Origin of the sequence: Streptomyces sp. NPDC048291 (genome assembly GCF_043201715.1) — a bacterium.
In the GTDB taxonomy this organism is placed as follows: Bacteria; Actinomycetota; Actinomycetes; order Streptomycetales; family Streptomycetaceae; genus Streptomyces.
The window spans coordinates 243,140-267,549 of the sequence record NZ_JBICZC010000015.1 but is presented as its reverse complement, the minus strand read 5'-3'; the positions used below and the strand labels follow the sequence as shown (position 1 = coordinate 267,549).

At 71.8% G+C, this 24,410-nt stretch carries 24 protein-coding genes; 8 read left to right on the top strand and 16 right to left on the bottom strand.

From position 1 onward, the window contains the following. Positions 1 to 13 precede the first annotated feature (13 nt). Positions 14 to 1,240, top strand: a complete 1,227-nt coding sequence (locus tag ACGF5O_RS37580; protein WP_393814404.1) for an acyl-CoA dehydrogenase family protein — start codon at positions 14 to 16, stop codon at positions 1,238 to 1,240. Positions 1,241 to 1,364: 124 nt separating this feature from the next. Here the strand turns inward: ACGF5O_RS37580 and ACGF5O_RS37575 are convergent, their stop codons facing one another. Together ACGF5O_RS37575 and ACGF5O_RS37570 are read right to left on the bottom strand one after the other, a co-directional pair. Beyond that, a complete protein-coding gene (locus tag ACGF5O_RS37575) occupies positions 1,365 to 1,925 on the bottom strand; it encodes a DUF2889 domain-containing protein (RefSeq protein WP_393814403.1) in 561 nt (186 codons plus the stop codon). Continuing rightward, positions 1,922 to 2,740 carry an enoyl-CoA hydratase-related protein gene (locus ACGF5O_RS37570; RefSeq protein WP_393814402.1) on the bottom strand — a complete coding sequence of 273 codons (819 nt, stop codon included), beginning with the start codon at positions 2,738 to 2,740 and terminating at the stop codon, positions 1,922 to 1,924. The genes ACGF5O_RS37575 and ACGF5O_RS37570 overlap by 4 nt, the downstream gene beginning before the upstream one ends. 190 nt (positions 2,741 to 2,930) lie before the next feature. On the opposite strand from ACGF5O_RS37570, the gene ACGF5O_RS37565 reads away from it, so the two are divergent. Together ACGF5O_RS37565 and ACGF5O_RS37560 are read left to right on the top strand one after the other, a co-directional pair. Further along, positions 2,931 to 3,731 carry a FadR/GntR family transcriptional regulator gene (locus ACGF5O_RS37565; protein ID WP_393814401.1) on the top strand — a complete coding sequence of 267 codons (801 nt, stop codon included), beginning with the start codon at positions 2,931 to 2,933 and terminating at the stop codon, positions 3,729 to 3,731. Between the two features lie 103 nt (positions 3,732 to 3,834). Continuing rightward, positions 3,835 to 5,016, top strand: a complete 1,182-nt coding sequence (locus ACGF5O_RS37560; RefSeq protein ID WP_393814400.1) for an amidohydrolase family protein — start codon at positions 3,835 to 3,837, stop codon at positions 5,014 to 5,016. A gap of 39 nt (positions 5,017 to 5,055) precedes the next feature. Here the strand turns inward: ACGF5O_RS37560 and ACGF5O_RS37555 are convergent, their stop codons facing one another. From ACGF5O_RS37555 to ACGF5O_RS37530, 6 genes are read right to left on the bottom strand one after another with little or no spacing between them, the layout of a single operon-like run. Then, the gene (locus ACGF5O_RS37555) at positions 5,056 to 6,153 is read right to left on the bottom strand and encodes a serine hydrolase domain-containing protein (RefSeq protein WP_393814399.1); all 1,098 of its coding nucleotides are present in this window, start codon (positions 6,151 to 6,153) and stop codon (positions 5,056 to 5,058) included. Continuing rightward, positions 6,146 to 7,597, bottom strand: a complete 1,452-nt coding sequence (locus tag ACGF5O_RS37550; protein WP_393814398.1) for a class I adenylate-forming enzyme family protein — start codon at positions 7,595 to 7,597, stop codon at positions 6,146 to 6,148. Before ACGF5O_RS37550 ends, ACGF5O_RS37555 begins: the two co-directional genes overlap by 8 nt. A 4-nt stretch (positions 7,598 to 7,601) precedes the next feature. Continuing rightward, complete coding sequence (locus tag ACGF5O_RS37545; RefSeq protein ID WP_393814397.1) at positions 7,602 to 8,027, bottom strand: MaoC/PaaZ C-terminal domain-containing protein; 426 nt, start codon at positions 8,025 to 8,027, stop codon at positions 7,602 to 7,604. After that, positions 8,024 to 8,476, bottom strand: a complete 453-nt coding sequence (locus ACGF5O_RS37540) for a MaoC family dehydratase N-terminal domain-containing protein (RefSeq protein WP_393814396.1) — start codon at positions 8,474 to 8,476, stop codon at positions 8,024 to 8,026. Before ACGF5O_RS37540 ends, ACGF5O_RS37545 begins: the two co-directional genes overlap by 4 nt. A gap of 17 nt (positions 8,477 to 8,493) precedes the next feature. Further along, positions 8,494 to 9,342, bottom strand: a complete 849-nt coding sequence (locus ACGF5O_RS37535; protein WP_393814395.1) for an enoyl-CoA hydratase-related protein — start codon at positions 9,340 to 9,342, stop codon at positions 8,494 to 8,496. Positions 9,343 to 9,346: 4 nt separating this feature from the next. Then, positions 9,347 to 9,838: a PaaI family thioesterase gene (locus ACGF5O_RS37530; protein WP_393814394.1), complete on the bottom strand. Its 492-nt coding sequence runs from the start codon at positions 9,836 to 9,838 to the stop codon at positions 9,347 to 9,349. 142 nt (positions 9,839 to 9,980) lie between these two features. Here ACGF5O_RS37530 and ACGF5O_RS37525 point away from each other — a divergent pair, with 142 nt between their 5' ends. The 3 genes from ACGF5O_RS37525 to ACGF5O_RS37515 all read left to right on the top strand — a co-directional run bounded on the left by ACGF5O_RS37525 (position 9,981) and on the right by ACGF5O_RS37515 (position 12,649). Then, a complete protein-coding gene (locus tag ACGF5O_RS37525) occupies positions 9,981 to 11,162 on the top strand; it encodes a CaiB/BaiF CoA transferase family protein (protein ID WP_393814393.1) in 1,182 nt (393 codons plus the stop codon). A gap of 125 nt (positions 11,163 to 11,287) precedes the next feature. Next, positions 11,288 to 11,698: a hypothetical protein gene (locus tag ACGF5O_RS37520; protein ID WP_393814392.1), complete on the top strand. Its 411-nt coding sequence runs from the start codon at positions 11,288 to 11,290 to the stop codon at positions 11,696 to 11,698. 6 nt (positions 11,699 to 11,704) lie between these two features. Further along, a complete protein-coding gene (locus ACGF5O_RS37515; protein ID WP_393814391.1) occupies positions 11,705 to 12,649 on the top strand; it encodes a hypothetical protein in 945 nt (314 codons plus the stop codon). Between the two features lie 13 nt (positions 12,650 to 12,662). Here the strand turns inward: ACGF5O_RS37515 and ACGF5O_RS37510 are convergent, their stop codons facing one another. The 6 genes from ACGF5O_RS37510 to ACGF5O_RS37485 all read right to left on the bottom strand — a co-directional run bounded on the left by ACGF5O_RS37510 (position 12,663) and on the right by ACGF5O_RS37485 (position 20,449). Continuing rightward, positions 12,663 to 16,037, bottom strand: coding sequence for a CHAT domain-containing protein (locus tag ACGF5O_RS37510; RefSeq protein WP_393814390.1), 3,375 nt, complete (start codon positions 16,035 to 16,037; stop codon positions 12,663 to 12,665). A gap of 5 nt (positions 16,038 to 16,042) precedes the next feature. Beyond that, a complete protein-coding gene (locus ACGF5O_RS37505; RefSeq protein ID WP_393814389.1) occupies positions 16,043 to 16,603 on the bottom strand; it encodes a hypothetical protein in 561 nt (186 codons plus the stop codon). 120 nt (positions 16,604 to 16,723) lie between these two features. Next, positions 16,724 to 17,479 carry an SDR family NAD(P)-dependent oxidoreductase gene (locus ACGF5O_RS37500; protein ID WP_393814388.1) on the bottom strand — a complete coding sequence of 252 codons (756 nt, stop codon included), beginning with the start codon at positions 17,477 to 17,479 and terminating at the stop codon, positions 16,724 to 16,726. Continuing rightward, positions 17,479 to 18,009 (bottom strand): nuclear transport factor 2 family protein, encoded by a 531-nt coding sequence (locus ACGF5O_RS37495; RefSeq protein ID WP_393814387.1) that lies wholly within the window; start codon positions 18,007 to 18,009, stop codon positions 17,479 to 17,481. Before ACGF5O_RS37495 ends, ACGF5O_RS37500 begins: the two co-directional genes overlap by 1 nt. Next, positions 18,006 to 19,184 carry an acyl-CoA dehydrogenase family protein gene (locus tag ACGF5O_RS37490; protein ID WP_393814386.1) on the bottom strand — a complete coding sequence of 393 codons (1,179 nt, stop codon included), beginning with the start codon at positions 19,182 to 19,184 and terminating at the stop codon, positions 18,006 to 18,008. Before ACGF5O_RS37490 ends, ACGF5O_RS37495 begins: the two co-directional genes overlap by 4 nt. Before the next feature lie 146 nt (positions 19,185 to 19,330). Then, positions 19,331 to 20,449 carry an acyl-CoA dehydrogenase family protein gene (locus tag ACGF5O_RS37485; RefSeq protein WP_393814385.1) on the bottom strand — a complete coding sequence of 373 codons (1,119 nt, stop codon included), beginning with the start codon at positions 20,447 to 20,449 and terminating at the stop codon, positions 19,331 to 19,333. Between the two features lie 69 nt (positions 20,450 to 20,518). Here ACGF5O_RS37485 and ACGF5O_RS37480 point away from each other — a divergent pair, with 69 nt between their 5' ends. Then, positions 20,519 to 21,340, top strand: coding sequence for an enoyl-CoA hydratase/isomerase family protein (locus ACGF5O_RS37480; protein ID WP_393814384.1), 822 nt, complete (start codon positions 20,519 to 20,521; stop codon positions 21,338 to 21,340). Positions 21,341 to 21,404: 64 nt separating this feature from the next. Beyond that, complete coding sequence (locus ACGF5O_RS37475; protein WP_393814383.1) at positions 21,405 to 21,908, top strand: MaoC family dehydratase; 504 nt, start codon at positions 21,405 to 21,407, stop codon at positions 21,906 to 21,908. Here ACGF5O_RS37475 and ACGF5O_RS37470 read toward each other — a convergent pair. Beyond that, positions 21,896 to 23,311, bottom strand: a complete 1,416-nt coding sequence (locus tag ACGF5O_RS37470) for a family 1 glycosylhydrolase (RefSeq protein ID WP_393814382.1) — start codon at positions 23,309 to 23,311, stop codon at positions 21,896 to 21,898. The genes ACGF5O_RS37475 and ACGF5O_RS37470 overlap by 13 nt on opposite strands. A 210-nt stretch (positions 23,312 to 23,521) precedes the next feature. Further along, positions 23,522 to 24,388, bottom strand: coding sequence for an enoyl-CoA hydratase-related protein (locus ACGF5O_RS37465; protein ID WP_393814381.1), 867 nt, complete (start codon positions 24,386 to 24,388; stop codon positions 23,522 to 23,524). Positions 24,389 to 24,410 lie beyond the last annotated feature (22 nt).

Genomic DNA, 24,410 nt, shown 5'->3' with positions numbered 1-24,410 from the left:
GGGAGGCAGACAGGTGGACATCAGCTATCCGCCGCAGACCGAGGCGTTCCGCACCGAGGTCAGGAGCTTCCTCGCCGAGGAGCTGCCACCGGACTGGAAGGGCATCGGCGCCCTGGACGAGGAACCGGCCCGGGCCTTTGCCCGCGACTGGCGCCGGCGGCTGGCCGGGCGCGGCTACCTCTCGCCGACCTGGCCCGAGGAGTACGGCGGCCGTGGTCTGTCCAAGCTCCACCAAGTCGTGCTGATGGAGGAACTGGCGCTGGCGGGCGTGCCGTTCGGGCTGCCCCAGGACACCTTCGGCGTGAAGATGCTGGCGAACACACTGCTGCGCTGGGGCACGGAGGAACAGAAGAGCCACTTCCTGCCGCGCATCCTCAGCGGCGCGGACACCTGGTGCCAGGGCTACTCGGAGCCGGACGCGGGCTCGGACCTGGCCTCCCTCACCACACGTGCCGTACGAGAGGGCGACGAGTGGGTGATCGACGGCCAGAAGGTGTGGACCTCGGGCGCCCACCACAGTGACTGGATCTTCGTCCTGGCCCGCACGAACCGGGACGCACCGAAGCACCGGGGCATCTCCTTCCTGCTCGTGCCGCTGGACCAGCCCGGTGTGGAAGTGCGCCCGTTCCGCATGATGAGCGGACAGCTGCACTTCAACGAGGTCTTCTTCAACGGCGCCCGCACGCGTGCCGATCTCGTCGTCGGCGGGATCGACAACGGGTGGGCGGTCGCGCAGAGCCTGCTGGGCGTGGAGCGAGGGGAGGAAGCCGCTACCAACCCCGTGCTGTTCCGGGCGGAGGTGGAGCGCCTTGTCGAGCTGGCCCGCCAGTACGGGAAGGACCGGGATCCGGTGATCCGGCAGCGCATCGCCTGGTGCTGGTCGAAGGTCGAGATCATGCGCTACCTCGGGTACCGGATCCTCACCGGGTGGCTCAAGGGCGCCGAGCCGGGGCCCGAGACGTCGATCGCCAAGCTGTACTGGAGCGAGTACCACACCGAGGTCACCGACCTCGCGATGGACATCATGGGCCTGCACGGGCAGGTGCCGGCGGGGCGGCCACCGCTGCGGACGTATCGCGCCGACGATCCGGGCGCCGCCAACTCCTCGGCGTCCTGGTCGACGACGTATCTGATCGCCCGTTCCGGGACGATCTACGCGGGCACCTCGCAGATCCAGCGGAATATTCTGGCGGAGAAGGTGCTGGGGTTGCCGCGGGAGCCGAGGGCGAGTGCGGGTTAGTCCGCGGAGTGTGGGGCCGTAGGCCGTCGGTCGTCTGCTGCTGCGTCGTGGCTGGTCGCGCCCACGCGGCGGTAGCCGCATATTGATACCGCCCCGCGCCCCTTTCGGGGCGCTGCACTGAGCGCTACTCGAAGGTGCCGAGTTCGGGCACCGGGCGTGGGCCGGTGCCTGGGCGCCAGCCTGCTTCGAGTTTGCGTGGGCCTACGCCGTCCGGGGCCCAGATGTGGCAGCTGTTCATGACCCAGGCGCTGGAGCGCGGGTCGTTGGCGGACGGGTCGGGGGCGTGGCGGTTGCGGGCGGAGATGGCCGACTGGACGACGGCCGGGCCGAGGGCGCGGGCCAGTTCGTGCAGGTGTGTGCAGCCGGAGACGCCTCGGAAGCGTTCCTGGACGGCCCGGTTGTAGCCAGCCGCGACGCTCAGCCCGACCAGGCCGTCGAAGGCGGGAGCGATCAGCGGACACTCGGTGTGCGGGAAGTCCCGCATGCCCGCCTCGGCGGCCGTGATCACCATGTCGGCGAGGCGCACGCGCACCGACAGCACCATCCGGTGGACGACTTCGCCCGGCGGCTCCTCCCACGGTCGCTCGTCGCGCAGTTCCGCCTCGACCGAGATCTCGCCGCGGTCCTCCTCGTAGGCGGAGAAGGTGATCGTACGGCGGTGCAGGGGGATGGCCGCGCGGGTCACGACGCGACCTCCGGGACGGCTTCTCCCAGGGGTGCGAACTCGGGCCTGCGGCGCTCGATGAAGCTGCGCACGCCTTCCCGGTAGTCGGGGGCGCGCTTGGCGGTGGCCAGCAGTGCGGCGGCGCTGTCCCGGCTCTCGGTGAAGGTGCGGGCCTGGTCGTCGGCGAGCTGGCGCTTGATGAGGGACATCGCGTACGGGCTGGCGGTGCGGGCCAGTTCGGTCGCGTAGGCGAGCGCCGACGGGAGCAGGTCCTCCGGCGCGGCCAGGCGGTTGACCAGGCCCATGGCGAGGGCCTCCGTGCCGGTGATCCGGCGTGAGGACAGCAGCAGGTCGGCGGCGTTGCCGTAGCCGACGAGCCGGGGCAGGAGCCAGGACACCCCGTCCTCGGCCACCAGGCCGCGGGCGCTGAACGCGGCGGCGAGCTTCGCCCCGGGCACGGCGAACCGTACGTCGCACATGACCGCCTGGTTGAAGCCGATGCCCGCGCAGGCGCCGTTGATCGCCGCCACCAGGGGCTTGGGGAAGGTCATGGGCCGGGTGCGCGGCGGCAGCCGGTCCGTGGGCCAGGGGCGGGCTCCGGAGGACGCGCCCTCCAGCACGCTCATGTCCATGCCCGGGCAGAAGCTGCGGCCGGCGCCCGTGAGCACCACGGCCCGTACCGCGGGGTCCGCCTCGGCGCGGTCGAACAGCTCGTTGTAGAGCAGTTCCATCTCCAGGGTCCAGGCGTTGTGCCGCTCGGGCCGGTTCAGGGTGAGCAGCAGGACCCCGTCGTCGGTGAGCTCGGTGAGGACAACCGGGGTCGGTTTCTCGGTCATGGGGTCACTCCCGTGAATCCGTCGAGCGAGCAGTCTAATAGATAGATGAATCATCTATATCGCACAGAGGCCGGAGGAGGCCAGACCACTCCCGCGGACCACCGGTCGATCCACCCTTGACCTGGTACCCTCGATGCACTAAGCAGATTCATTTTGCTATTTACCTGGCTACACACGAGGAGAGTCCACCGTGGCCGAGGCAGCCGCAGCAGAGACGCCGAGCACGCCCGTCCGCGCCCCCGGCCGTATCGGACGCCAGGTACGGGTCCCGAAGACCGCCGAGCTGGTCGCCGGCCACCTGCGCCGGCAGATCGTGCGGGGCGAGCTGAAGCCGGGCGACGCACTGCCTCCGGAGTCGGGCCTGATGGAGCAGTTCGGTATCTCGCGGCCGACCCTGCGCGAGGCGTTCCGGGTCCTGGAGTCGGAGTCGCTGATCACCGTGCGCCGCGGCGCCCACGGCGGCGCCCGGGTGAGCGCCCCGGACGCGGACGTCGCCGCCCGGTTCGCCGGCCTGATCCTGGAGTACCGCGGGGCCACCCTGGGCGACCTCTACCGCGCGGCCGCCCTCATCGAGCCGCAGTGCGTCCGCCAGCTCGCCGGCAAGCACACGGCGGAGGACATCAAGCGCCTGCGGGACGCGGTCGCCGCCGAGAAGAACGTCCTGGAGAGTCCGCTGGACCTGGTCCACGCCCAGGACGCCTTCCACGCCCTGCTGGTGGATCTCACCGGCAACCAGACCCTGATCCTGCTGTGCGGCATGCTGCGCAACATCATCGACCGGGCGAACGCCTCGTACACGGCGGGCGCCGCCGACCCCGAGGCCCAGAAGGCCCAGGCCCTCAAGGGCCACCGGGCCCATGTGCGCCTGGTCGGCCTGATCGAGGCCGGCAAGGCGGACGAGGCCGAGAAGCTCTGGCAGCGTCACATCACCGCCGCGGACGACGTGGTGAACGGGGCGGGCCCCAAGACCGTGCTGGAACTCATCGACTGACACTCCCCGCGGAGTCACGCCACGGCACCCCCTTGCCTAGTCGAAACAGTTAGATAATTATAGGAGGCGTACCGATTAGCTCTGGGGTCCGGAGGCGACGGGCATGGCCGAACAGCGCAAGCGCATCTTCGACTGCGACCAGCACATGTACGAGGAGCGGGACTCCTTCACCCGCTACCTCCCCAAGGAGTTCCTCGGTGCGGCCGTCGCGCCGGTGACGCTGCCGGACGGGCGCGAGGTGATCCTCGCCGGGGACCGGATCGTCGTCTGCCTGGAACCGGAGTTCGGGCAGGTGTACCGGCCCGGCTCACTCAAGGAGATGCTCAAGGCCATGTCCTCGGGCAACCCCGAGGAGACCTACCAGTTCGAGCCGATGCACGAGTCGTACCAGAACCGCGAGGCCCGGCTGCGGGTCATGGACGTGCAGGGCCTGGACCAGTCGATCATGTACCCGGGCGGCTGGGCGCTGGTCGCCGAGGAGTACGTGAAGGGCGTCGAGCCGCTCTACGCCAACTACCACTCGTTCAACCGGTACATGAACGAGGTGTGGGGCTTCGACCACCAGGGCCGCATCTACGCCCCCGCCCTGCTCTCCCTGCGCGACCTCGACCACGCGGTCAAGGAGCTGGAGTACGTGCTGGAGCAGGGCGCCCGCTTCATCCTGCTGCCCACCGGTCCGGTGTACGGCCGCTCCCCCGGCGACCCGTACTTCGATCCGTTCTGGAAGCTGGTCAACGACGCCAAGGCGAGCGTCTGCTACCACATCAGCGAGTTCTACTACAACTCGCAGGTGGCGCCCGCCTGGGGCTACGACCCGAACCCCATCCACTTCCGGATGTCGGCCTGGCAGTGGCAGAACACGTACGGCCAGCGCCCGATCGAGGAGACGCTGTCCGCGCTGATCTTCGACAACCTCTTCGGCCGGTTCCCCGACATCAACGTCCTGGTCTCCGAGTTCGGCTCCGAGTGGGTGCCGCACTTCGTCCGGCACATGGACAAGAGCCGGGGCATGGGCCGCAACGGACCGTGGATCGGCGGCCAGTTGGACGAGCGGCCCAGTCAGGTCTTCCGCAAGCACGTGCGCGTGGTGCCCTACCCGGAGGACGACATCGTGAAGGTCGTCAGGCGGCTCGGCCACCACGAGTCCATCGTGATGGGCTCAGACTTCCCGCACGCGGAGGGCCTCGCCGAGCCGGCCGACTTCCGCAAGCTCATCGCCGAGCTCGACGAGTCCGCGCAGGACGACATCATGTTCCACAACGCCCAGCAGCTCATCACCCGCTGAGCGACGCCCACGCGAGAACCCGCCTGGCGGCGGGCCCGGTCATCGGACCAGGCCCGCCGCCAGGTTCGCGATGTCGGCGACCAGGGCGGTACCGCGCGGGGAGTGGTCGTAGCCGGCCAGCGGGTAGCCGTTGCTCAGGCAAGCGAAGGACAGGCCGGACTCCGGGTCAATGAAGCCCAGTTGGTACGCGGCTCCGGCGCTGCCGAACAGCGCCGGGGAGCCGGTGGAGGGCAGGTTGCTGCCCGCGTCGGGTCCGGCCACGGTCACGAACAGCCCCATGCTGGTACGGCGTTCGCCGCCGCCCCCGTAGATCTGCTCGCCGTACGGATGCTCCGTCAGCCGGATCCGGGTACCTTCCGCCACCGCCTCCGGCTTCCACAGGCCCGAGTGGGTGAGCGCCTGGAAGAACAGGGCGACGTCGGCGGCGGTGGCGACCAGGGCGTGGCTGGGCTCGCCGGCCGCCAGGACCTGCGGGTCGGACAGGTACCAGGGCCCCCAGGGGTCGGGTTCCTGGTCGTCGGCCGTGCGGTCGGTGGCGATCATCGGGGCGACGCTGCCCGGCTGCCGGTCCACCGGCACCCCGAGCTCGATCGAGGACAGGCCGAGCGGCTCTGTGATCCGTTCGCGCAGGTAGTCGGCGAAGGCCAGGCCGGTGCGCCGTTCGGTGATCTCGGCGATCAGCCAGGCCGCCGAAGTGAGGTGGAACTGGAAGCGGCTGCCCGGCGGGTAGTCCAGCCGCCAGCGCCCGAAAGCGGCGAGCCGCTGCTCGCGGTCCAGCATCTTCGGGTGGCCGAGCGGTGCGAAGGGGAAGCCCGCGGTGTGGGTGAGCACCTGCTCGACGGTCACCGACTCCTTCCCGTTCGGCGCGAACTCCGGGATGATCGCGGCCACCTGTTCGCCGGTGTCCAGCAGTCCGTCGCCGATCAGCTTCCAGACGGCGCCCGCGACGATCGACCGTCCGACGGACTGGAGAATGTAGCGGGTGCCGGGGTCCGCGTCGCCGCAGGTCTCGAAGGCGACCAGCCGGCCGTCATGGGCGACGGCGACCTGGGCGGAGGGCAGGGGGCCGTCCTGGACCTCCCTGCGGATCCGGCTCAGCAGGACGTGGAGTCGCTGCGGGTCGACGGCGTCAGGCACGTGATTCTCCTTCTTCGTACGGCTCCCGCAGCCGGTGGCGCAGCACCTTGCCGTTCGGGTTGCGGGGCAGCTCGGACAGGAACCACCAGCGCACGGGGACCTTGTAACCGGACAGCCGGGCGCGGGTGTGGGCCCTCAACTCCGCCGGGTCCGGCGGGGCTTCGGGGTCGGACGGCACGACGAAGGCGACGACGGTCTGACCGAGGCGCTCGTCCGGCGCGCCCGTGACGGCCGCGTCCGCGACGCCGGGATGGGCGGCCAGGACCGTCTCGACCTCCAGCGGGTGGACGTTCTCACCGCCGCGGATGATCATGTCGCTGCCCCGGCCGGACAGGTAGACGTACCCGTCGGCCGCCACCCGGCCCAGGTCGCCGCTGTGCAGCCAGCCCTCCGGGTCGACGTGGAAGAAATGGTCGGCGCGCGCGTGGATCTCGCCGATGCCGTCGGGACCCGCGCCGTGCACCCGCAGCTCCGTGCCGGGGGCGGCCCGTCCGACGGAACGCAGGAGTTCGGCGCGTCCGGCGACGGCCTCGCGATGGTCCTCCGGCGTGAGGACGGTGATCGGCGAACCCTCGGTCTGCCCGAACATGTTGAGCATGCGGACGCCGGGCATGGCCTCGTACGTCCGCCGCAGCGTGTCGGGGCGGACCGGCGCGCCGCCGTACTGCAGGGTCCGCAGGGTACGGTGGCGGGCCTGTCCGGCCGCGTGCAGGGTCTCCAGCATCGCCGGGACCATGCTGGTGTGGGTGATGCCGAGGTCACGGAGCAGGGTCCAGCCCTCGACGGTGAAGCGGGGCAGGCCGGTGATCAGGGCGCCGGCGGCGAGGGCGACGGCGATGTTGCCGAGGCCTGCGATGTGGTGGAAGGGCACGCTGCCGCCGTAGAAGCTGTCGGGGTCGAGCGCGCACAGCCGGCCGTTGACCCGTGCCCGGGCGGCCAGGCGGGCCTGGGTCATGGGGACGGGTTTGGGCCGGCCCGTCGTGCCGGAGGTGTGCAGGACAGTGGCGAGTTGCTGCGGTGCGGCGGTCAGGTCCCGTCCGTGCGTGGGCAGTTCACCGACCACGTGCAGCCGGGAGCCGGAGAGACTGACCACCTGCTGAGCGAGTTCGGCGAACTCGCATTGGGCGATGAGGACTTGGGAGTCCAGTGCGTCGAGCACCGCCGCGATCTCCGGTGCGGTCATGCGGACGCCGAGCGGAGCAAGGGGGTGCCCGGAGCCCGCGCCGCCGATCACCAGTGCGAGGGCGTCGGCGGAGGTGGCGACGAGCGCGGGTACCGGGGTGCCGGGGGCCAGGCCGAGCGTGTCCAGCCAGTCGGCGGCGCCGCCGGCCCGGTCGAGGAGTTCGCGGCCGGTCCAGGTGAGGTCGCCGAAGCGGACGGCGGGACGGGCATGGTCGTAGGCACGGTTCACCAGCCCGGTCCAGGTGTCCTGGGTGCCGGTCACCGGCTCAGGGCTCCAGGCGGGCCGCCGCGGTGCCGGTGACCACCTCGACGCCGTTCTGGTTGACGGTGCGCAGGGTGAAGTGGGCGACCGGGCCGGCCCCGGTCTCCTCGACCGACTCGACGGTGGCCGTGGCGGTCAGGGTGTCGCCGGGCCAGACCTGGGCCTTGAACCGGACGCCGTAGCGCAGCAGGGCCTCGGCGCCGACCCAGTCGGTGAGGACCCGGCCGGTCATGCCCATCGCCAGCATTCCGTGGGCGAAGACGCCCGGGTAGCCCGCCGTCTCGACGGCGAACCGCTCGTCGGTGTGCAACGGGTTGAAGTCGCCGGAGGCGCCGGCGTACTGCACGATCCGGGTGCGCTTGAGGTCGGCGACGAGGACGCTCTCGCGGGTCTCGCCGACCTTGACGTCGGTGGCGCTCAGGCCGGTCATCGGGCGTCCTTCCGGGTGGCGGGGCCCTCGGGCACGACGGCCACGGTGACGGCGCTGACGACGGGTTCGCCGGCGGCGTCCCGGTACTCGGTGATGCGCTCGCTGAACAGCAACCGGCCCGTGCGGCCCTGCTTCTCCCACTCCCGGCCCAGGACCGTGTGGGCGTAGAGGGTCTCGCCGGCGCGCACCGGGCGGTGGTACTCGAAGTGCTGTTCGGCGTGCAGCCCGCCGCCGCCCTCGGGCATCGTCCCGGGGCCGCCACCGGACCCGAACCACTCCTGGTCCGGCTTGGGCCGCAGGTGGTAGCCGGGGTCGTAGTGGGCGCTCGCCATGGTGAAGGTGGGCGGCGCGAGGGCACCCTCGCCCTGGTAGGCCGGGTTCTCGTCGCCGATGGCGCGGGCGAACGTCATGATGTGCCCGGCCTCGACGGGGAACGGCTGACCTGACATCTTCGTTCTCTCCTCGGTCAGTACGGCAGGAACGCGTCGCGGGTGGCGTCCTCGGGATCGAAGTCCGGCGGCAGCCCCTCGAACTCGGGCTCCCGCTTCTCGGTGAAGCTCGCCACGCCCTCACGGAAGTCGGGCGAGCCCACGAAGAACTCCATGGCGGAGTAGGAGCGGGCGAGGGCGTCGGTGAAGGTGCGGTCGAGGTCGCCGTACACCTGGTGGCGTACGACGGCCATCGCGCGCGGGGAGCAGTTGCGGGCGATCTCGCGGGCGTAGGCGCGGGCGGCGTCGAGCAGGCCGTCGGGTTCGACGACGCGGCTGACCAGGCCGAGGGCCTTCGCCTCGTCGGCGTCGAAGACGCGGCCGGACAGCAGCAGGTCGAGCGCGTTCTCCACGCCGACCACGCGCGGCAGGACGTACGGCAGGTTGTACTCGCCGGCCAGGCCGCGGCGGGTGAAGGCGGTGGTGAAGCGGGCGCCCCGGGCGGCGAAGCGGACGTCGCAGATCAGGGCCTGCACCAGGCCGATGCCGGCGCAGGCGCCGTTGATCGCGGCGATCAGGGGCTTGGGCATGTCCCGCTTCACGTACATGGGCACGCGGGCGTGCAGGCCCAGGGACTGGCCGGGCTGGGAGTTCTGCTCCAGACGCCGCATGTCCATCCCGGGGCAGAAGGCCCGACCCGCCCCCGTGATGATCACGACGCGGACGACGGGGTTGCGTGCGGCCTCGTCCAGGAGCGCGAAGAAGCGGTTCTCCATGGGGATGCTCCACGCGTTCCTGCGCTCGGGCCGGTTGAGGGTGAGGGTGGCGACGCCGTCCTCGTCGACCTCGTACAGCACCAGATCGTTCTCGGCGAACTCGTCGGGCATCGTGTCACTCCTCCGTGAGCGGTTCGATGGGGTCGCCGACGCCCGGCCGCTCCCCGGAGATGGTCACCACCACCTGACCGCGGGCGCAGACACGGCCGTCGGTGATCACGTCGACGTCGGCGAAGTGCACCCGGCCGCCGCGCCGGACGCAGCGGGCGTGGGCGACGGCCTCCCGGCCCCGGGCGGGCGCGAGGTACTGCACGGACATCGACACGGTGCTGAGCCGGCTCCCCTTGGTGAAGTCGTGCCCGGCGATGACGGCGCCCGCGCCGGCGGTGTCGATCAGCGCGGAGATCACCCCGCCGTGGAAGACGCCCTCGTGGGCGGAGAGTTCCTCCGCGTAGGGCAGCAGCATCTCGACGCCGTCCGGGTCCCAGCGCACGATGCGCATCCGGCAGCGCCGGTTGAAGGCGACCCCGCGCTCCCAGCGGACGCGGAACCACTCCCGGCGTTCCCGCTGTTCCTGGTCGGTGAGGGCCCTCGCCGCGACGGTCATGCGCTCGCCTCCGGTCTCGACCCGACGATCGGTCGATATAGTTACATGATTTGGCTAGTTAAGCAATCATGACAGCACTGGATTCAGACCCCTGTATGTATTATTTATCTAACTCATTCATCTGTGTCGAGGAGGCCCCGCGATGCCGTCGACCGCCCTGGCCGGAGTCCGCGTGCTCGACCTGTCCCGCATCCTCGCCGCTCCCCTCGCCACCCAGTTGCTCGCCGACCTGGGCGCCGAGGTCATCAAGGTCGAGCGGCCCGGCACGGGCGACGACTCACGCACGTACGGGCCGCCGTTCGCCCCCGGGACGGACACCGCGGCCTTCTACCTCTCCTGCAACCGCAACAAGCGGTCGGTCACCGTCAATCACGCCACCGCCGAAGGACAGGCGATCCTCCGCACGCTCGCGGCCCGCTCCGACGTCCTCGTGGAGAACTTCCGCGCCGGGACCCTCGCCAAGTACGGCCTCGGCCACGAGAGCCTGCGCGAGATCAACCCGCGGCTGGTCTACCTGTCCGTCACCGGCTTCGGCCAGAGCGGGCCCTACGCCGAGCGGCCCGGGTACGACGGCATCTTCCAGGCCATGTCCGGCCTGATGAGCGTCTCCGGGCACCCCGACGAGCCGATGAAGGTCGGCATCAGCATGGTCGACATCCTCACCGGGCTCTACGCCGCCACGGCGGTCCTGGCCGCCCTGCGGCACCGGGACCTCACCGGGGAGGGCCAGTTCATCGACCTCTCCCTGCTGGACTGCGGGCTGGCCTCGCTGTCGCACTTCGCGATGAACTACCTGGTCTCCGGGGAGGTCCCGGAGCGGCGCGGCAACGGCGGCTACGGCGGCATCCCGTCCCAGGCGTTCATGTGCCAGGACCGGCCGCTGTTCCTCGTCGCCGGCAACGACAAGCAGTTCGCCGCCTTCTGTGCGGCGGCCGACCGCACCGACCTCCTCCAGGACCCCCGGTTCGCCACGACCTCCGCCCGGATCGCGTACCGCAAGGAGATCCTCCCGGTGCTCCAGGACATCCTGCGCACCCGGCCCCGCGACGAGTGGCTGGCCGTACTCGACGCCCACGACGTGCCCGCGGGCCCCTACAACGAACTCCCCGAGGTCTTCGCCGACCCCCAGATCCGACACCGCGGCATGTTGACCGAGGCCGCGGGACTCCCCCTCCTCGCCAACCCGATCCGGCTCTCGGCGACCCCGGTGGGCGACTACACCCCGCCGCCGGAGTTGGGCGAGCACACCGCCGAAGTCCTGGGCGAGCTGGCGGAGGTGACGGAAAGTCAGCTGAACGTTCTGCGGGCCCGGGGAGTCGTCTGAGGTCACAGCGGGTGTGCCCCGCCGTTCCCGCGGGCCCGGGGAACCGGCGATCGCCCCACGCGGCTCGACGACAACTGCCACACTTGCGTCGGTACGTAGACGGTTCCGACCGGGGGAGGCGGAGCATGGACCACGACCGCTCGTGGGCGGCACTCGCCAGGGACGTACTCGGGATGCTGCCGGCGCTCGTCGGCGCGGACGCTCCCCGGATCGCGGCGGACATCCACCGCGCGCTCGCCGGCTCGCCCCGCCCCGGCGGAGCCGAGGAACTGCGCCGCGTCCTGTACGCCGACGTCCGGGTGCGCTCCTGGATCCAGTCACGTCCCGGCCGGGACCAGGAACGGGACACGTCTCCGGGCAGCAGCGGGTACCAAGGGCTCGCGGGTTCGGGGTTCGCCGCCGCCGTGCCGGCCCCGCGGTACGTGTGCAAGAACCCCGGGTGCACGAGCAGCGATGCCTGGACACGCGGGTTCATGGGCGAACCGGTACCGCGCTGTTCCGTGTGCACCCGCGTGCTCAGCCGTGAGACACCGTGAGGCGGGGTGCCGACCTTCTGGAGCGCGGCCGCCGGCAAACTCGTCGAACGCTGGCTGGCCACAGGACTGGCCGCGGCGGTGTACTGGCTGCTCATACTGCTCGCCTGGGCCGGTGGACAGCCACACCCCAGGCAGGCCCTGGCGGACCGGCTCGACACCGTGGGCACGATGCATGCCGGCGAACAGATCGCGCTGCTGCTGGTGGCGCTGATCGCGCTCGCCGGATCCGGTGCGCTGATGCGGCAGCTGACGCTTCCCGCCCTGCGTCTCATGGAGGGGTACTGGCCCGGGTTCCTGTCCGGGGTGAGCGGGTGGCTGCGACAGCGGCACACCACACGCCGTGCCGCCGATGCCGCCGCGTGGAGGCCGCTCCAGACGCGTCTTGAGGGAGGTCCGTCGGCCGTCGGCCGGCCTCCGCTCAGCGCCCGGGAACGCGCCGACCACGCCAGGCTGGAGGCCCGGCTGCGCTGGAGCCCGCGCGACCCGGAGCTGGCCATGCCGACGCGCGTCGGGAACATCCTGCGCTCCGCGGAGGCCGAGCCGCAGCACAAGTACGGCCTGGACGCGGTGATCCTGTGGCCGCATCTGTGGACCCTGCTCCCCGAGACCCTCCAACGGGATCTCGCCGCCGCCCGGAACCGGCTCGACGCCACGGTCGCGGCCGGACTGTGGGCGGTGCTCGTGCTGCCCGCGGTGTACTGGACTCCGTGGGCGCTGTCCGCCGTGCTCTTCGTCGTCGGCGCCTGGGGATGGTGGCTCCCGCGCGCCTGCCAGGACTACGCGGTCCTGTTGCAGGTCGCGTTCGACCTGCACCGTCAGCAGCTGTACCGCGCTCTGCGTCACCCGCTCCCCGCGACCGCGGCGGACGAACCGCTCGCGGGGCTACGGCTGACGGCCCACGTGTACCGCGGCTCCGACGACCCCACGCTGGTGTTCGACCCGGGCACCTGAGCCGGACACGGGCCTACGGCCCGAAGTGCACGAACGGCGCCCACGCGTACGGCTGGGGATGGGCTCGGCGTGCCTCCCGGACCGCGAGGTGCAGACCGAGCGCGGGGTCGAAGGCACTGCCGTGCAGGGCCGCCAGCCGGTGGAACTCCGTCGCCACGGCCGCGGAGACGCCGTCGCGTACGGTCCATCGGGTGCCGACGACGTGCGGGAAACCCACGGCCTGCAGCAGCCCGGCCAGATGCGTGTGCTCGTCCGCCAGCGCGAGGTGGCCCACCGCGGTCTGGCAGGCCGACAGGAAGGCGAGCTGCGCCCTGTCCAGGGACAGATCCCCCAGATCGGACAGTCCTAGGCGGCGGCCGCCGGACGCGTAGTCGTGGGGCACCAGACTCGCGCTGTCGGCGATCTCGATGTTCTGGGTGCCGTGTCCGGCGAAGTGGAACCATGCGTGCCGCGGGATCTCCTGGAGGATCCGTTCCTTCGTGGCCTGGGCGCCGAACAGCACGGTGCAGCCGGGGCGGTGCCCCTTGATCCCGGCGACCTCTCCCGGTACCTGGGGCAGGGCGGCGGTGCCAGGGGTTTCCGGTGCCACCACGAGAAGGCCCCCGGCGCCCCCTCGTACGGCGTCGGCCCGCCGGGCGGCCGTGGCCAGAGCGCGCAGGGTGGGGGCGTACGAGGACACCACGCGGTCGACGGCGCCCGCGCCCGTCGACCCGTCGTACATCGAGCGGTGCTCGCCCGCCGCGTGCAGCGGCAGGAAGGACATCAGGCCGGTCGGGCACCACCAGATCCTCGGCCAGGGGGCGCCCGCGGCCGGCGGCCCGGTCAGACCGAGGGCGTCGAGCACCGGACGTACGGTGGTGTTCCACAGCCAGCGCAGCACGCCCGGAACCGCGACATGCTGGGCCTTGTACAGATCCTCGGGCGGGCACGCGGGATCCTGGGCGCGCTGGACACCCCAGAGGAAGGTACCGGTCTGGCGGACGAGAGTGGCGTGGTCGAGTCCAGGCAGCGGGACGACCGTGACCGCCCCGTCCCGCACGAGCAGCGCGTCGCACCGGAGTCTGCCGGTGTTCACGACGACCACGGTGCGGCCGTCCGCGGCCCCGGTCCACGAGGCGGGCGACGGGTCGTCGGGCGGGGCGGGAAGCAGGAGTCCGCGGCCCTTCTCCAGCAGTTCGAGCGCGCGTACGGGGTCGCCCGCGCCCAGGGCGCTCGCGGCGGCGTCCGCGGCAAGACCGAAGAAGGCACCGATGTGGCGTTCCTGCGCGTCCCGGCCGCTCTGCGGCGCTGCGGCTCCGGCCAGCAGCTCGATCCCCCGCGCATAGGCGCGCTCGGCGGCGGCCCAGTCACCGGTGGTGGCGTGCAGGCGTCCCAACTGCGCGGCGGCGGAGGCGCGGCTGCTGGGCGTGTGGCCGTCGGCGGCCTCGACGACCGAGCGCAGCAGGGCGACGGCTTCCGCGTGCGGGCCCGGCCTGCCGTCGGCGGCGGCCCGCAGGGCGAGGCAACGTGCCAACGCACAGGCGACGGTCGCATAGGTGTGCCGGCCGGGAGACTCCCGGCCGTACGCGGCCCGTAGCAGCTCCTCCGCCTCCGCGAGGCGGTCGTCCGAGCCCGGCCCGTTCCCGCCAGGCTGCTCGTGCTCCTGCAGCAGGGTCAACGCCAGGTTGAACGACGCGAGTTCGCTGGTCTGGCTGTTTGCCGGCGCCGAGGCGAGGATCTCCCGGAAGATGCGGTGCGCCCTGCGCAGGGCCTGCGGGCGGTCGCCGCCGTCGTGGCCGCGGACGACCAAGGCGAGGTTGTTGAGCGCGAGTTGCTGGTCCGGCCCGGGCGGCAGGGCGTCGACTGCCGCCTCCAGTACGGCCATGGTCTCGGCGTACGCCCTGTTCCGGTGGTCGGTTCCGATGACGAGGGCGGCCTGGAGCATCAGCCCGTTGCCGAGGTGGAGCAGGGTGACACCGCGCATTCTGCTGCCCGGCGGTGACATTTCCTCCGCCTGCCGGAGCCGTTCGACGGCCTCGGTCAGGTCGGTGGGGTCGCCGGTCAGCTCGTAGCGTGCGATCAGGATGCGTCCCAGGCTGTTCAGCAGATCGGGGACGACCGTGCCGGTCACGGACGCGCCGTCGATGGCCTGGCGGGCGTGTTCGAGGGCCTGTTGCAGGACGGACTCGTCGCCGGTGGCGAGGTGGCGCTCGTAGAGCGTGTCCGCGAGGTCGCTCTGGTGGGCGGTGCGACCGGAGTGGCCCGCCGGCAACGTCCCGACGGCCGCGGCGAGGGCGTCCTGCGCGGCGTCGAGGTCGGTGGTGGTCCCGGTGTGCCGGGCACGCAGCATGAGCAGTCTGCCGTAGGTCGCGAGAACCGCCTCGCGGCCGTCCTGCTCAGGGATTCCGGTGACCGCGACGCGCGCGCTGTCGATCGCCTCGTCGAGCACGTCGAGGTCGTGCCCGTACACGTAGTGGTCGGCGAGGACGTTCGCCGCGGCCGAGTGGACATAGGGCGCCGCGGCACTCCACGGCAGCAGCGCACGGATCGCCTCCCGGCATGCGGTCGCCGCCTCCGGCAGGCGGTTGTCCACACCGGCCGTGGTACGGGTACGGAGGATGTCCGCGCGCTGGGTCAGCAGCCTGGTGCGCTGCGGATCGCCGGCCACGACCCTGCGCAGTGCCTCCGCGTTCGCCTCCTCCGCTGCCTCCAGGTCCCGGAGATCGCCCGTCGCGTCGTAACGGTCGAGGTGGGCGGTGCAGAGGTTGTGGGCATGTGCGTGGCCGAACAGATCCTCGGCAGGGGCGGTCGCCACGGCCTCCGTGAGGACGGCGACCGCCTTGTCCAGGCGCCACGGTTCCCCGGGATCGAAGGCGTACCTGCGCCGGAGCGCTCTGCCGAGCAGCCCGAGGGCGTCGTGTCGTCGCGTCCCGTTCCGGGGCCATTCGTCGAGCGCCCGGTTGAGCAGTTCCACCGCCTGGTCGAGCGGGACGGGGCTGACGGACGCCGCGCCGCTCTCGATCAGTTGCTCGGCGTCGGCCACTGTCCGCGACACTCGGTGGATGGCGTCGTGCGCGGGGGCGTCCAGCATGGCGAGTACGTGCGCGACGTGCGCGGGCACCTCTCGGGGCAGCACGCGGGCGACCTTGCCGAACAGGGTGAGGGCCAACTGTGCGTCCTCGCCGTCGGCTTCCTCGACGGCGAGGGCCCGGTACTCGTAGAGCCAGGCGACCGCGACGACGCCTTCGGGGGTGGGCCGCTCGGAAACGGCCCGTGCGGCCTCCGCCGTCGCCTCCTCGGTGAGGACGGCTGCCGTCTCCCCCGCACGGAACCGCGCCAGCCGCTCGCGCACCCGGGCGAGCGCCATGACCGGATCGAGCACCCCGTCGTGCCCGGATGGATCGGACACGGCGTTCAGTCCTTCATCTCCCAGATCCCGAACGGAAGTTCGTCCCCGAACTGCCACAACTTGCTGTCCGGTCCGGTCAGCTTCTGCTCCAGTTCGGGCATCCAGTCGCGCAGCGCCTGATGCGTCGACGGGCGCCACGCCCACAGGAAGTCGATCATGTCGTCGGTGACCAGCTCCAGCTTCTGGTCGTCACCGCCGCCCCCGCGGAAGCGGTTCATGAAGCGTTCCTGCGCCGCCGCGTCACCGGTCTGCTGGAACCACATGACGGCGTTCAAGGTCAGCATCTGGCTCACGTACTCGACCAGTGCGAGCAGGTTCTGCGGCGTCGGCTCCTTCCCCACCGCGAACAGCACCCCGTGGTAGAAGTCGGGGAACAGCGGAGGGATGTCACGGTGCGCGGTCCCGCGCGGCGCGACGGCGGGCTCGAACTCCTCTTCGTCGATGTCCGGGTAGTAGTGCCCCGCGGTCTGCCCATGGTGCCCTGGTGCCGACGACATCATCTTGCGTACGACGGTCACCACCAGCCACACCAGTCCGATGACAACGAGCAACACAAGGAAATCCATCGCCTGTCCCCCTGATGCGACGAATACGGTTCACTCACTATGAGGCACTACGTCCCCCTGACGTACACCACTTCGACGTAATTGCCCCAACTCCCGGGAATCCCACGAGGACAGCCGCCCTCACCCGAGGAGCGTGCGGCCGCCCTCCAGCATCAGGGTGGCCCCGGTCAGGTACGCCATGTCGTCGCTGACCAGTGCGGCCACAGCGCGGCCGATGTCCTGTTCCGGGTCGCCCATGCGGCCCAGCGGGATGCCGGCCAGGACGCGTTCGGCCTTGTCCGGGTGTGTGGCGAGGAAGTCCTCCGCCGCCGGGCTCAGGGCGGCCGGGCAGACGACGTTCACCCGGATTCCGTAGGGGCCCCATTCCCGTGCGGCCACCCGGGTCAGGCCCCGGATCGCCTCCTTGGCCATCGCGTAGGCGGCGAAGGTCGCCTCGCCCTGTACCGCGGCCGAGGAGCCGAGGTTCACCACGCTGCCCCGGCCGGCCTTCAGGTGGGGCAGTGCGGCCTGCATGGCGTGGAAGGTGGCCAACGGGCCGCTGCGGTAGGTCAGTTGCAGGTCGTCGTACGAGGTCTCGGCCAGGGGGCGTTGTACGGAGCTCTGCGCATTGTTGACCAGCACGTGCAGGCCGCCGAACTCCCGTACCGTCTCGGCGACCATGTGCTCGACGTCGTCGCGCTCGCCGACGTCCCCGACCACCGTGCGGACCCGCCCGCCGCGTTCGGCGATCTCCTGGGCGGTGTCCTTCAGGGTGCTCTCGGTGCGGCCGCTGATCACCACCGCCGCGCCCTCCGCGGCCAGCGCGAGCGCGATGCCCCGGCCGACCCCCTGCCCGCCGCCGGTGACCAGGGCGGTCCTGCCTGTCAGCCGTGCCATCACGTCTCCTTCCAGAAGGCCGCCCAGGAGGGGAAGGCCGCCGGCAGGGCGGGACGTCCGGCGGCCTGCCAGCCCTCGAAGCCGACCGCCTGCGGGCGCTCGGTCACGTCCGCCGCGTACCAGTGCTGTTCTCGGCGGCGGGAGAAGTACCACTCGCCGTCCACGCGCGCGTAGTCGTCGAGGTAGCGGATGGCCATGACGATCCACCGCTCTCCCACCTCGTGCTCGGCCCGGCAGTACACGGAGCCGGTGGCGGTGTCCCGGCCGGTGAACTCGACACGGTGGCCGCAGATCTGGTGGATCGAGCGGTGGAAGCCGCGGACCAGCGGCTCGATGTACGTCCGCAGGGCGTCCCGTCCCCGGCCGTGGCGGCCCATGTCGACGTCGGGGCGGAAGCAGCCGACCCAGGCGTCGAGGTCGCGTCCGTCGACGGCGAGGGCGTAGCGGACGGGGAGTTGCTGGATCGCGAGGTGGGACTCGATGCGGTCGATGCGGTCGAGGGCGGCGAGGGGGGCGTCCGGGGTGGTCATGGGCGTGGTTCCTTCGGCAGGCCGAGCACCTGTTCGCCGATGATGTTGCGCTGGATCTCGCTCGATCCGCCGTAGATCGTCTCCGCGAGGGAGAGCAGGAAGGAGCGCTGGCGCGGGTCCAGGCCGTAGTCCGCGCCGACGATCTGGCCGGCAGGACCGGCCAACTCCATGGCCAGGTGGCCGAGTTCCTGGTGACGGGTGGAGGCGTAGAGCTTGGCGGTGGTGGCCTGGGCGCCCGGGGTGCGGCCCGCGACGAGTTCGGCGACGGTGCGCAGGTTGGTGGTGCGCATGATGCGGACCGAGATCCAGGCGTCCACGATGCGGCGGCGCAGCATGGGGTCGTCCAGTGCGCCCCGCTCCCGGGCCAGGTCGATCAGCGCCTCGGCCTCCCGTTCGAAGGTGAGCTGCTGGGGCAGCAGGGTGGCGCCGCGCTCGATGCCGAGCGTGGCCATGGCGGTGCGCCAGCCCCGGCCGACCTCGCCGACGACCATGTCCGCGCCGGTGCGCGCGCCGGACAGAAACACCTCGGCGAACTCCTCCTGGCCGGCCAGGTTGCGGATGGGGCGGATCTCCACGCCCGGCTGGTCGGCCGGGACGAGCAGCATGGTCAGGCCCTTGTGGCGACGGGAGTCCGGGTCGGTGCGGGTGAGGACATAGAGCCAGTCGGCGTGCACGCCGAAGGACGTCCACACTTTCTGCCCGTCGACCACCCATTCCTCGCCGTCGCGCTCGGCCCGGGTGCGCACGGACGCCAGGTCGGAACCCGCGCCGGGTTCGCTGAAGCCCTGGCCCCACAGTTCCTCCACGGCCAGGATCGGTGGCAGGAAGCGCTTCTTCTGGTCCTCGGTGCCGGCCTGGAGGAGCATCGGGCCGAGCAGGTCGAGGGCGTTTCCGGTGGCCCGGTAGGGGGCGTCGGCGCGCGCGTACTCGTACTCGAAGACGATCTCCTCAAGGAGGCCGAGCCCCCGGCCGCCGAATTCCCGCGGCCAGCCGACGCCCAGCCAGTTGCCGGCGGAGAGCTCGCGGTCCCAGGCGAGCCGGACCTCCCAGGCCGCGCCGTCCACGGGGCCGCCCACGCCCCGGTGTGCGGCGAACTCCCCCACGAGGTGGTCCGCCAGCCAGTCCCGCAGTTCGTCGCGGAAGTCGCGTACGGCGGGCCCGAAGTCCATCTCCATGCCAGCTCCTTTGCCGGTGGTCGGATGCCAGTGATCAGGTGCCGACCATCAGGTGCCGGTGATCGGCGGCCGGTGATCGGATGCCTGTGATCGGGGGCCAGTGATCGGGGGCCAGTGATCGAATGCCTGTGGTCAGGGGCCGGTGCTCAGATGCCGAGGCGGGTGGCGAGCAGTTCCCGGTGGTAGGAGGGCGGGCCGAGCAGCGTCTCGGAGCTCTTCGCCCGCTTGAAGTAGAGGTGGGCGGGGTGTTCCCAGGTGAAGCCGATGCCGCCGTGGATCTGGATCGCGTCGCCGGCGACGCGGGTGAACGCCTCCGAGCAGAAGGTCTGGGCAAGGGCCGCCGAGACGGCGGTCCCGGTCTCGTCCGCGGCGTCCAGCGCCCACAGTCCGGCGTAGCAGGCCGAGCGGGCCGCTTCGATCTCCACGAGCATGTCGGCGCACTTGTGCTTGATCCCCTGGAAGGTTCCGATGGGCCGCCCGTACTGCTCGCGGATCCTCGCGTAGGACACGGCCGAGTCCAGCGCGGCGGCGGCTCCCCCGACCTGTTCGGCGGCCAGCAGTACGGAGGCGGTGGCGAGGGTGCGCTCCAGGACCGGCCACGCGGTGCCCTCGGCGCCGAGCAGCCGGGCGGGGGTGCCGGCGAACTCCAGGCGGGCCTGTTTGCGGGTCTCGTCGAGGGTGGCAAGGGGGGTGCGGGTCAGGCCGGGCGCGCCCGCGTCGACGGCGAAGAGGCTGATGCCGCCGGGGGTGCGGGCGGCGACCAGCAGCAGGTCGGCGACGTGGCCGTCGGGGACGTAGGTCTTTGTCCCGGTCAGCCGCCAGCCGGTGGCGGTCTCGCGGGCGGTGAGGCGGATGCCGGGAGCGTCCCAGCGGCCGGTGTCCTCGGTGAGCGCCAGGGTGGCCACGGTGTCGCCGCCGGCGATGCCGGGCAGCAGGTCGCGCCGGGCCCGTTCGTCGGGGCAGCGCAGGAGTGCCTCGGCGGCGAGGGCGACGGTGGCGTACAGGGGTGCGCAGAGCAGCGCGCGGCCCGCTTCCTCGAAGACGACGCCGAGTTCGACGTAGCCGAAGCCGGAGCCGCGGTACTCCTCGGGGACGGCGAGGCCCTGCACGCCGATTTCGCCGGCCAGCCGTCGCCAGACGGCCCGGTCGTGGCCGCGCGGGTCGGCGGCCAGCCGCCGCACGGCCGCCTCGTCGGAGTGCCTGGCCAGGAACGAGCGCACGACCGTGCGCAGTTCGTTCTGTTCATCACTGAAGGTGAGATCCATGCTTGTCCCGCACCTCTCGATACAGTTAGATAATTATAGTATCCGCACTGATTACACCAGGAGGGTGACGTGACCGATCCCTACGCGCCGTTCACGGCTCTGACCTTCGAGCGGCCCGCGCCCGGCGTGCTGCGCGTCGTGCTCGACGCTCCGCCCGTCAACGCCGTGGACCCGCGGATGCACGGTGAACTGGCCGACGTCTGGCGGGTGATCGACCGCGACGAGCAGACCCGCGCGGTGCTGGTCCAGGGGGCGGGCCGGGCCTTCTCGGCCGGCGGGACCTTCGACTCCATCGAGGCGATGACCGAGGACTACACGGTGCGGGCCCGGGTGATGCGCGAGGCCCGGGACATGGTGTACGGGGTGGTCAACTGCTCCAAGCCGGTGGTTTCCGCGATCCACGGTCCGGCCGTCGGCGCGGGTCTGGTCGTCGGCATGCTGGCGGACGTCTCCATCGCCGCCCGCACCGCGAAGATCGTCGACGGGCACACCCGCCTCGGGGTCGCGGCCGGGGACCACGCCGCGATCTGCTGGCCCCTGCTGTGCGGGATGGCCAAGGCCAAGTACTACCTGCTGACCTGCGAGACGCTCACCGGCGAGGAGGCCGAGCGGATCGGGCTGGTCTCGAAGTGCGTGGCCGACGAGGACGTGCACGCCGAGGGCCTGCGGGTGGCGACCGCCCTCGCCGCGGGTCCGGCCGGTGCCATCAGCTGGACCAAGCGCTCCCTCAACCACTGGTACCGCACGGCTCAGCCGATCTTCGAGGCGTCCCTGGGCCTGGAGTTCTTCGGGTTCGGCGGGCACGAGGTGGTCGAGGGTCTGGCCGCCCACCGCGAGAAGCGCGCCCCGGACTTCGAGGGCGTGGCCGCCAAGCACCCGCTCGATCTGTGACCCCGCCCGCCGCCGCGGATCACGTATCGCGGATCACGTATCGCGTCTGGAGAGGAATCCCGGTATGACACCGCAACGCGCTGAAGTCGGCCCGCTGGTCAAGGGGCTGACGTACGAGGAGATGCCCGTGGGGCAGGTCTTCCGGACCGCCCGGCGTACCGTCACCGAGACCGACCTGGTCAACTTCGTCACCTGGGGCGGCTTCACCGAGCCGCTGTTCTGGGACGCCTCGCACGCCGCGGCGGGAGGATACACCGGGCGGCTCGTCCCCGGGGCCCTCACGTACTGCCTCGCCGAGGGACTGGTGCTGCAGACGAACGTGCTGCACGGCACGGGGCTGGCGTTCCTGCACATGGAGCTGGACGTGCTGGGCCCGGTGTACGTCGGCGACACGCTGTACGCCGTCGTGGAGACCACCGCGTGCCGACCGTCCGTGAAGCCCGGCCGGGGCGTGGTGACCAGCCGCGTCACCGTCCGCAACCAGCGCGACGAGGACGTGCTCGTCTACACGCCGGTGCGGCTGATCCGGGGCAAGGACTACGAGGCCTACGGGGCTCAGAGCGGCTGAGGCCGGGAGGGGGCCGGCACCAGGGTCAGTCCGGGTGTCCGGCCGGTTTCCGGGACCTGGTGCGCGCCGCCGCCTCCGAAGGCTTCGCCGTGCACCCAGTCGGACGGCATCTCGGGGCACGGCGGCCGTTCGTGGTCCGGGACCGCCATCGCGTACAGCCGGGTGTAGCGGAACTTGGCCTCCACGTTGTCCAGCACCGACCAGTACTCGTAGCCGCACACGTCCACGCCCTGGGCGACGACTCCGGCGAGCCAGGTCAGCCGGGCGCGGAGCAGGGCGCGGCGACGGGCGTCGTCGGCGTGGCCGGTCTCGTCGACCAGGTCGAGGTCGCCCATGCCGTTGTCGACCACCGCCAGCGGGGGCAGCAGGTCGCCGTAGAGGTCGTGGAGTCCGGCGACGGCGTCGGCGAGCCCCTCGGGGAGGATGGGCCAGCCGTATGCGGTCGTCTCGACGTCGTCGAAGGGGATGACCGCGAAACCGAGGCCCATCAGCAGGCTGTTCACCTCGTTGAGGGGGCCCAGGCACTTTCCGGCGGGCAGGGCGCGGGGCAGGTTCTCCGGAGCGGTGACGCGGAAGGGCGTGTGCCAGGACAGGCCCAGGATGTCCTGGGTGGTGGCGATGGTCTCCAGGTCGCCGGGGTGGACGCAGCCGGTGGCCTCGACGGGGGCGATGTCGTCCTCGGTCACCATGTGCTCGGCGAGGAGCAGCGGGTCGAGGAAGAGGCGGTTGGCCCAGTTCTCCAGCCGGGCCAGGGCGATCCGGTCGAAGGGGTCGTCGGTGGCCGCGTAGCCGCCGGCGAGGGTGACCGTCGTACCGATCCGGCCGTGCGCGCCGGCCGCGCGGAGCGCCTGCGTGGCCAGTCCGTTGCCGAGCAGAAGGTGGTGGACGGAGCGCAGGCCCGCCCGGCCGATGGCGCGGTTCGGCGGGTACAGCCCGGCCACGTGGTCGGCGAGCGTGGGACTCGCCAGGTCGGTGGAGGTGATCCAGCCGTCCACCCGGTCGCCGAAGCGGCGCCCCATCTCGGCGGCGTAGGCGGCGAAGTGCTGGGCGGTGTCCCTGGCGAGCCAGCCGCCGGCCTCCTCCAGCCAGGGCGGCAGTGTCAGGTGCAGCAGGGTGAGACGGGGCCGCAGGCCGCGCGCGAGCAGGCTGTCGAGGGCCCGGTCGCAGCGGTCCAGGGCGTCCCGGTCCCAGGTGCCGGGGCCGTCGGGCTGGAGCAGCGGCCAGCCGGCGACCAGTCGGTGGGTGCCCGGGGCAGAGCCGACCAGCTGGTGGATGTCGTCGGTCCACCGACCGAAGTGCCCGACCCGTTCCGGCTCGGGCGGGGGCGGGGCCGCGAGGATGTCTGCGGTGGCGACGCCCCAGTCGACACCGCGCAAGGACTCGTGCAGCAGACCACCGCTCATCGTGACCGTCCAAGCGATGAATGGTTTAACGCATTCAGCTGAATGCTCGCCGTCCGGACGCTAACACCTCGCGCGGGGCACGACAATGTTTCGGCCGGATTTCGTCTTGCCGTGAGGGGGGCGGCGGCCTGCCCGGGACCGGGCACCGTGACCGCGTGGCCCTCCTGCGCGCTCACGCACGTTCCGCGTACGCGCGACCCGGCTGCCGTCCTACTCTCCGAGCGGGCGGAACTCGTCGTCCCGCCACCACGGATAGACGGGCGGCAGGTCCGCGCTCACCCGGCCCGGGAAGTCCGGCGGGCGCTTGGCGAGGAACGACTCCACGCCCTCGCTCGGGTCGGGGCCGCCGCCGATCTGGCTCATGATCCGCGAGTCGAGCCGGTGGGCGGTCATCGGATGCGGCTCGCCGAGCATCCGCCACATCATCTGCCGGGACAGCGCGACCGAGACCGGCGCGGTGTTCTCGGCGATCTCCCGCGCCAGCGCGTATGCCGCGGGCAGCAGTTCCCCGGGCGGGTGCACGGAGCGGACCAGCCCGGCGGCCAGCGCCTCGTCGGGGCCGAAGAGCCGCCCGGTGGCCACCCACTCCATGGCCCGCTGCATGCCGACCGCACGCGGCAGGAACCAGCTCGCGGCGGATTCCGGCACGATGCCACGCCGGGCGAAGACGAAGCCGAACTTCGCGGTGGTCGAGGCCAGCCGGATGTCCATGGGCAGCGTCATGCTGGCCCCGACCCCCGCCGCCGGTCCGTTGACCGCCGCGATCACCGGCTTGGTGCTGGCGAAGATCCGCAGCGCCACCCGGCCGCCGCTGTCCCGGTGCCAGGCGCCTGCCTTGCGGTGGTCGAAGGAGGAGCCTCCGGTACTGACGTCGGCGCCCGCGCAGAACCCCCGGCCGGCGCCGGTCACGACGACCACACGGACGTCGTCGTCGGCGTCGGCCGCGTCGAGGACGTCGAGCAGGTCCTGCATCATCCGCGGATTGAAGGCATTGAGCTTCTCGGGCCGGTCGAGGGTGACGGTGAGGATCCGGTCCGCCACCTCGGCCCGTACGGTCTCGTACCGCTGCTGCGCCATGCGCGTCCTCCGTCACCGTCGA

Bases quoted from the DNA above. Each gene is read 5' to 3' on its own strand.
- ACGF5O_RS37570 (WP_393814402.1), bottom strand. From the start codon at position 2,740: ATGACCGAGAAACCGACCCCGGTTGTCCTCACCGAGCTCACCGACGAC.
- ACGF5O_RS37560 (WP_393814400.1), top strand. From the start codon at position 3,835: ATGGCCGAACAGCGCAAGCGCATCTTCGACTGCGACCAGCACATGTAC.
- ACGF5O_RS37545 (WP_393814397.1), bottom strand. From the start codon at position 8,027: ATGACCGGCCTGAGCGCCACCGACGTCAAGGTCGGCGAGACCCGCGAG.
- ACGF5O_RS37540 (WP_393814396.1), bottom strand. From the start codon at position 8,476: ATGTCAGGTCAGCCGTTCCCCGTCGAGGCCGGGCACATCATGACGTTC.
- ACGF5O_RS37535 (WP_393814395.1), bottom strand. From the start codon at position 9,342: ATGCCCGACGAGTTCGCCGAGAACGATCTGGTGCTGTACGAGGTCGAC.
- ACGF5O_RS37530 (WP_393814394.1), bottom strand. From the start codon at position 9,838: ATGACCGTCGCGGCGAGGGCCCTCACCGACCAGGAACAGCGGGAACGC.
- ACGF5O_RS37525 (WP_393814393.1), top strand. From the start codon at position 9,981: ATGCCGTCGACCGCCCTGGCCGGAGTCCGCGTGCTCGACCTGTCCCGC.
- ACGF5O_RS37520 (WP_393814392.1), top strand. From the start codon at position 11,288: ATGGACCACGACCGCTCGTGGGCGGCACTCGCCAGGGACGTACTCGGG.
- ACGF5O_RS37505 (WP_393814389.1), bottom strand. From the start codon at position 16,603: ATGGATTTCCTTGTGTTGCTCGTTGTCATCGGACTGGTGTGGCTGGTG.
- ACGF5O_RS37500 (WP_393814388.1), bottom strand. From the start codon at position 17,479: ATGGCACGGCTGACAGGCAGGACCGCCCTGGTCACCGGCGGCGGGCAG.
- ACGF5O_RS37495 (WP_393814387.1), bottom strand. From the start codon at position 18,009: ATGACCACCCCGGACGCCCCCCTCGCCGCCCTCGACCGCATCGACCGC.
- ACGF5O_RS37490 (WP_393814386.1), bottom strand. From the start codon at position 19,184: ATGGAGATGGACTTCGGGCCCGCCGTACGCGACTTCCGCGACGAACTG.
- ACGF5O_RS37485 (WP_393814385.1), bottom strand. From the start codon at position 20,449: ATGGATCTCACCTTCAGTGATGAACAGAACGAACTGCGCACGGTCGTG.
- ACGF5O_RS37475 (WP_393814383.1), top strand. From the start codon at position 21,405: ATGACACCGCAACGCGCTGAAGTCGGCCCGCTGGTCAAGGGGCTGACG.
- ACGF5O_RS37470 (WP_393814382.1), bottom strand. From the start codon at position 23,311: ATGAGCGGTGGTCTGCTGCACGAGTCCTTGCGCGGTGTCGACTGGGGC.
- ACGF5O_RS37465 (WP_393814381.1), bottom strand. From the start codon at position 24,388: ATGGCGCAGCAGCGGTACGAGACCGTACGGGCCGAGGTGGCGGACCGG.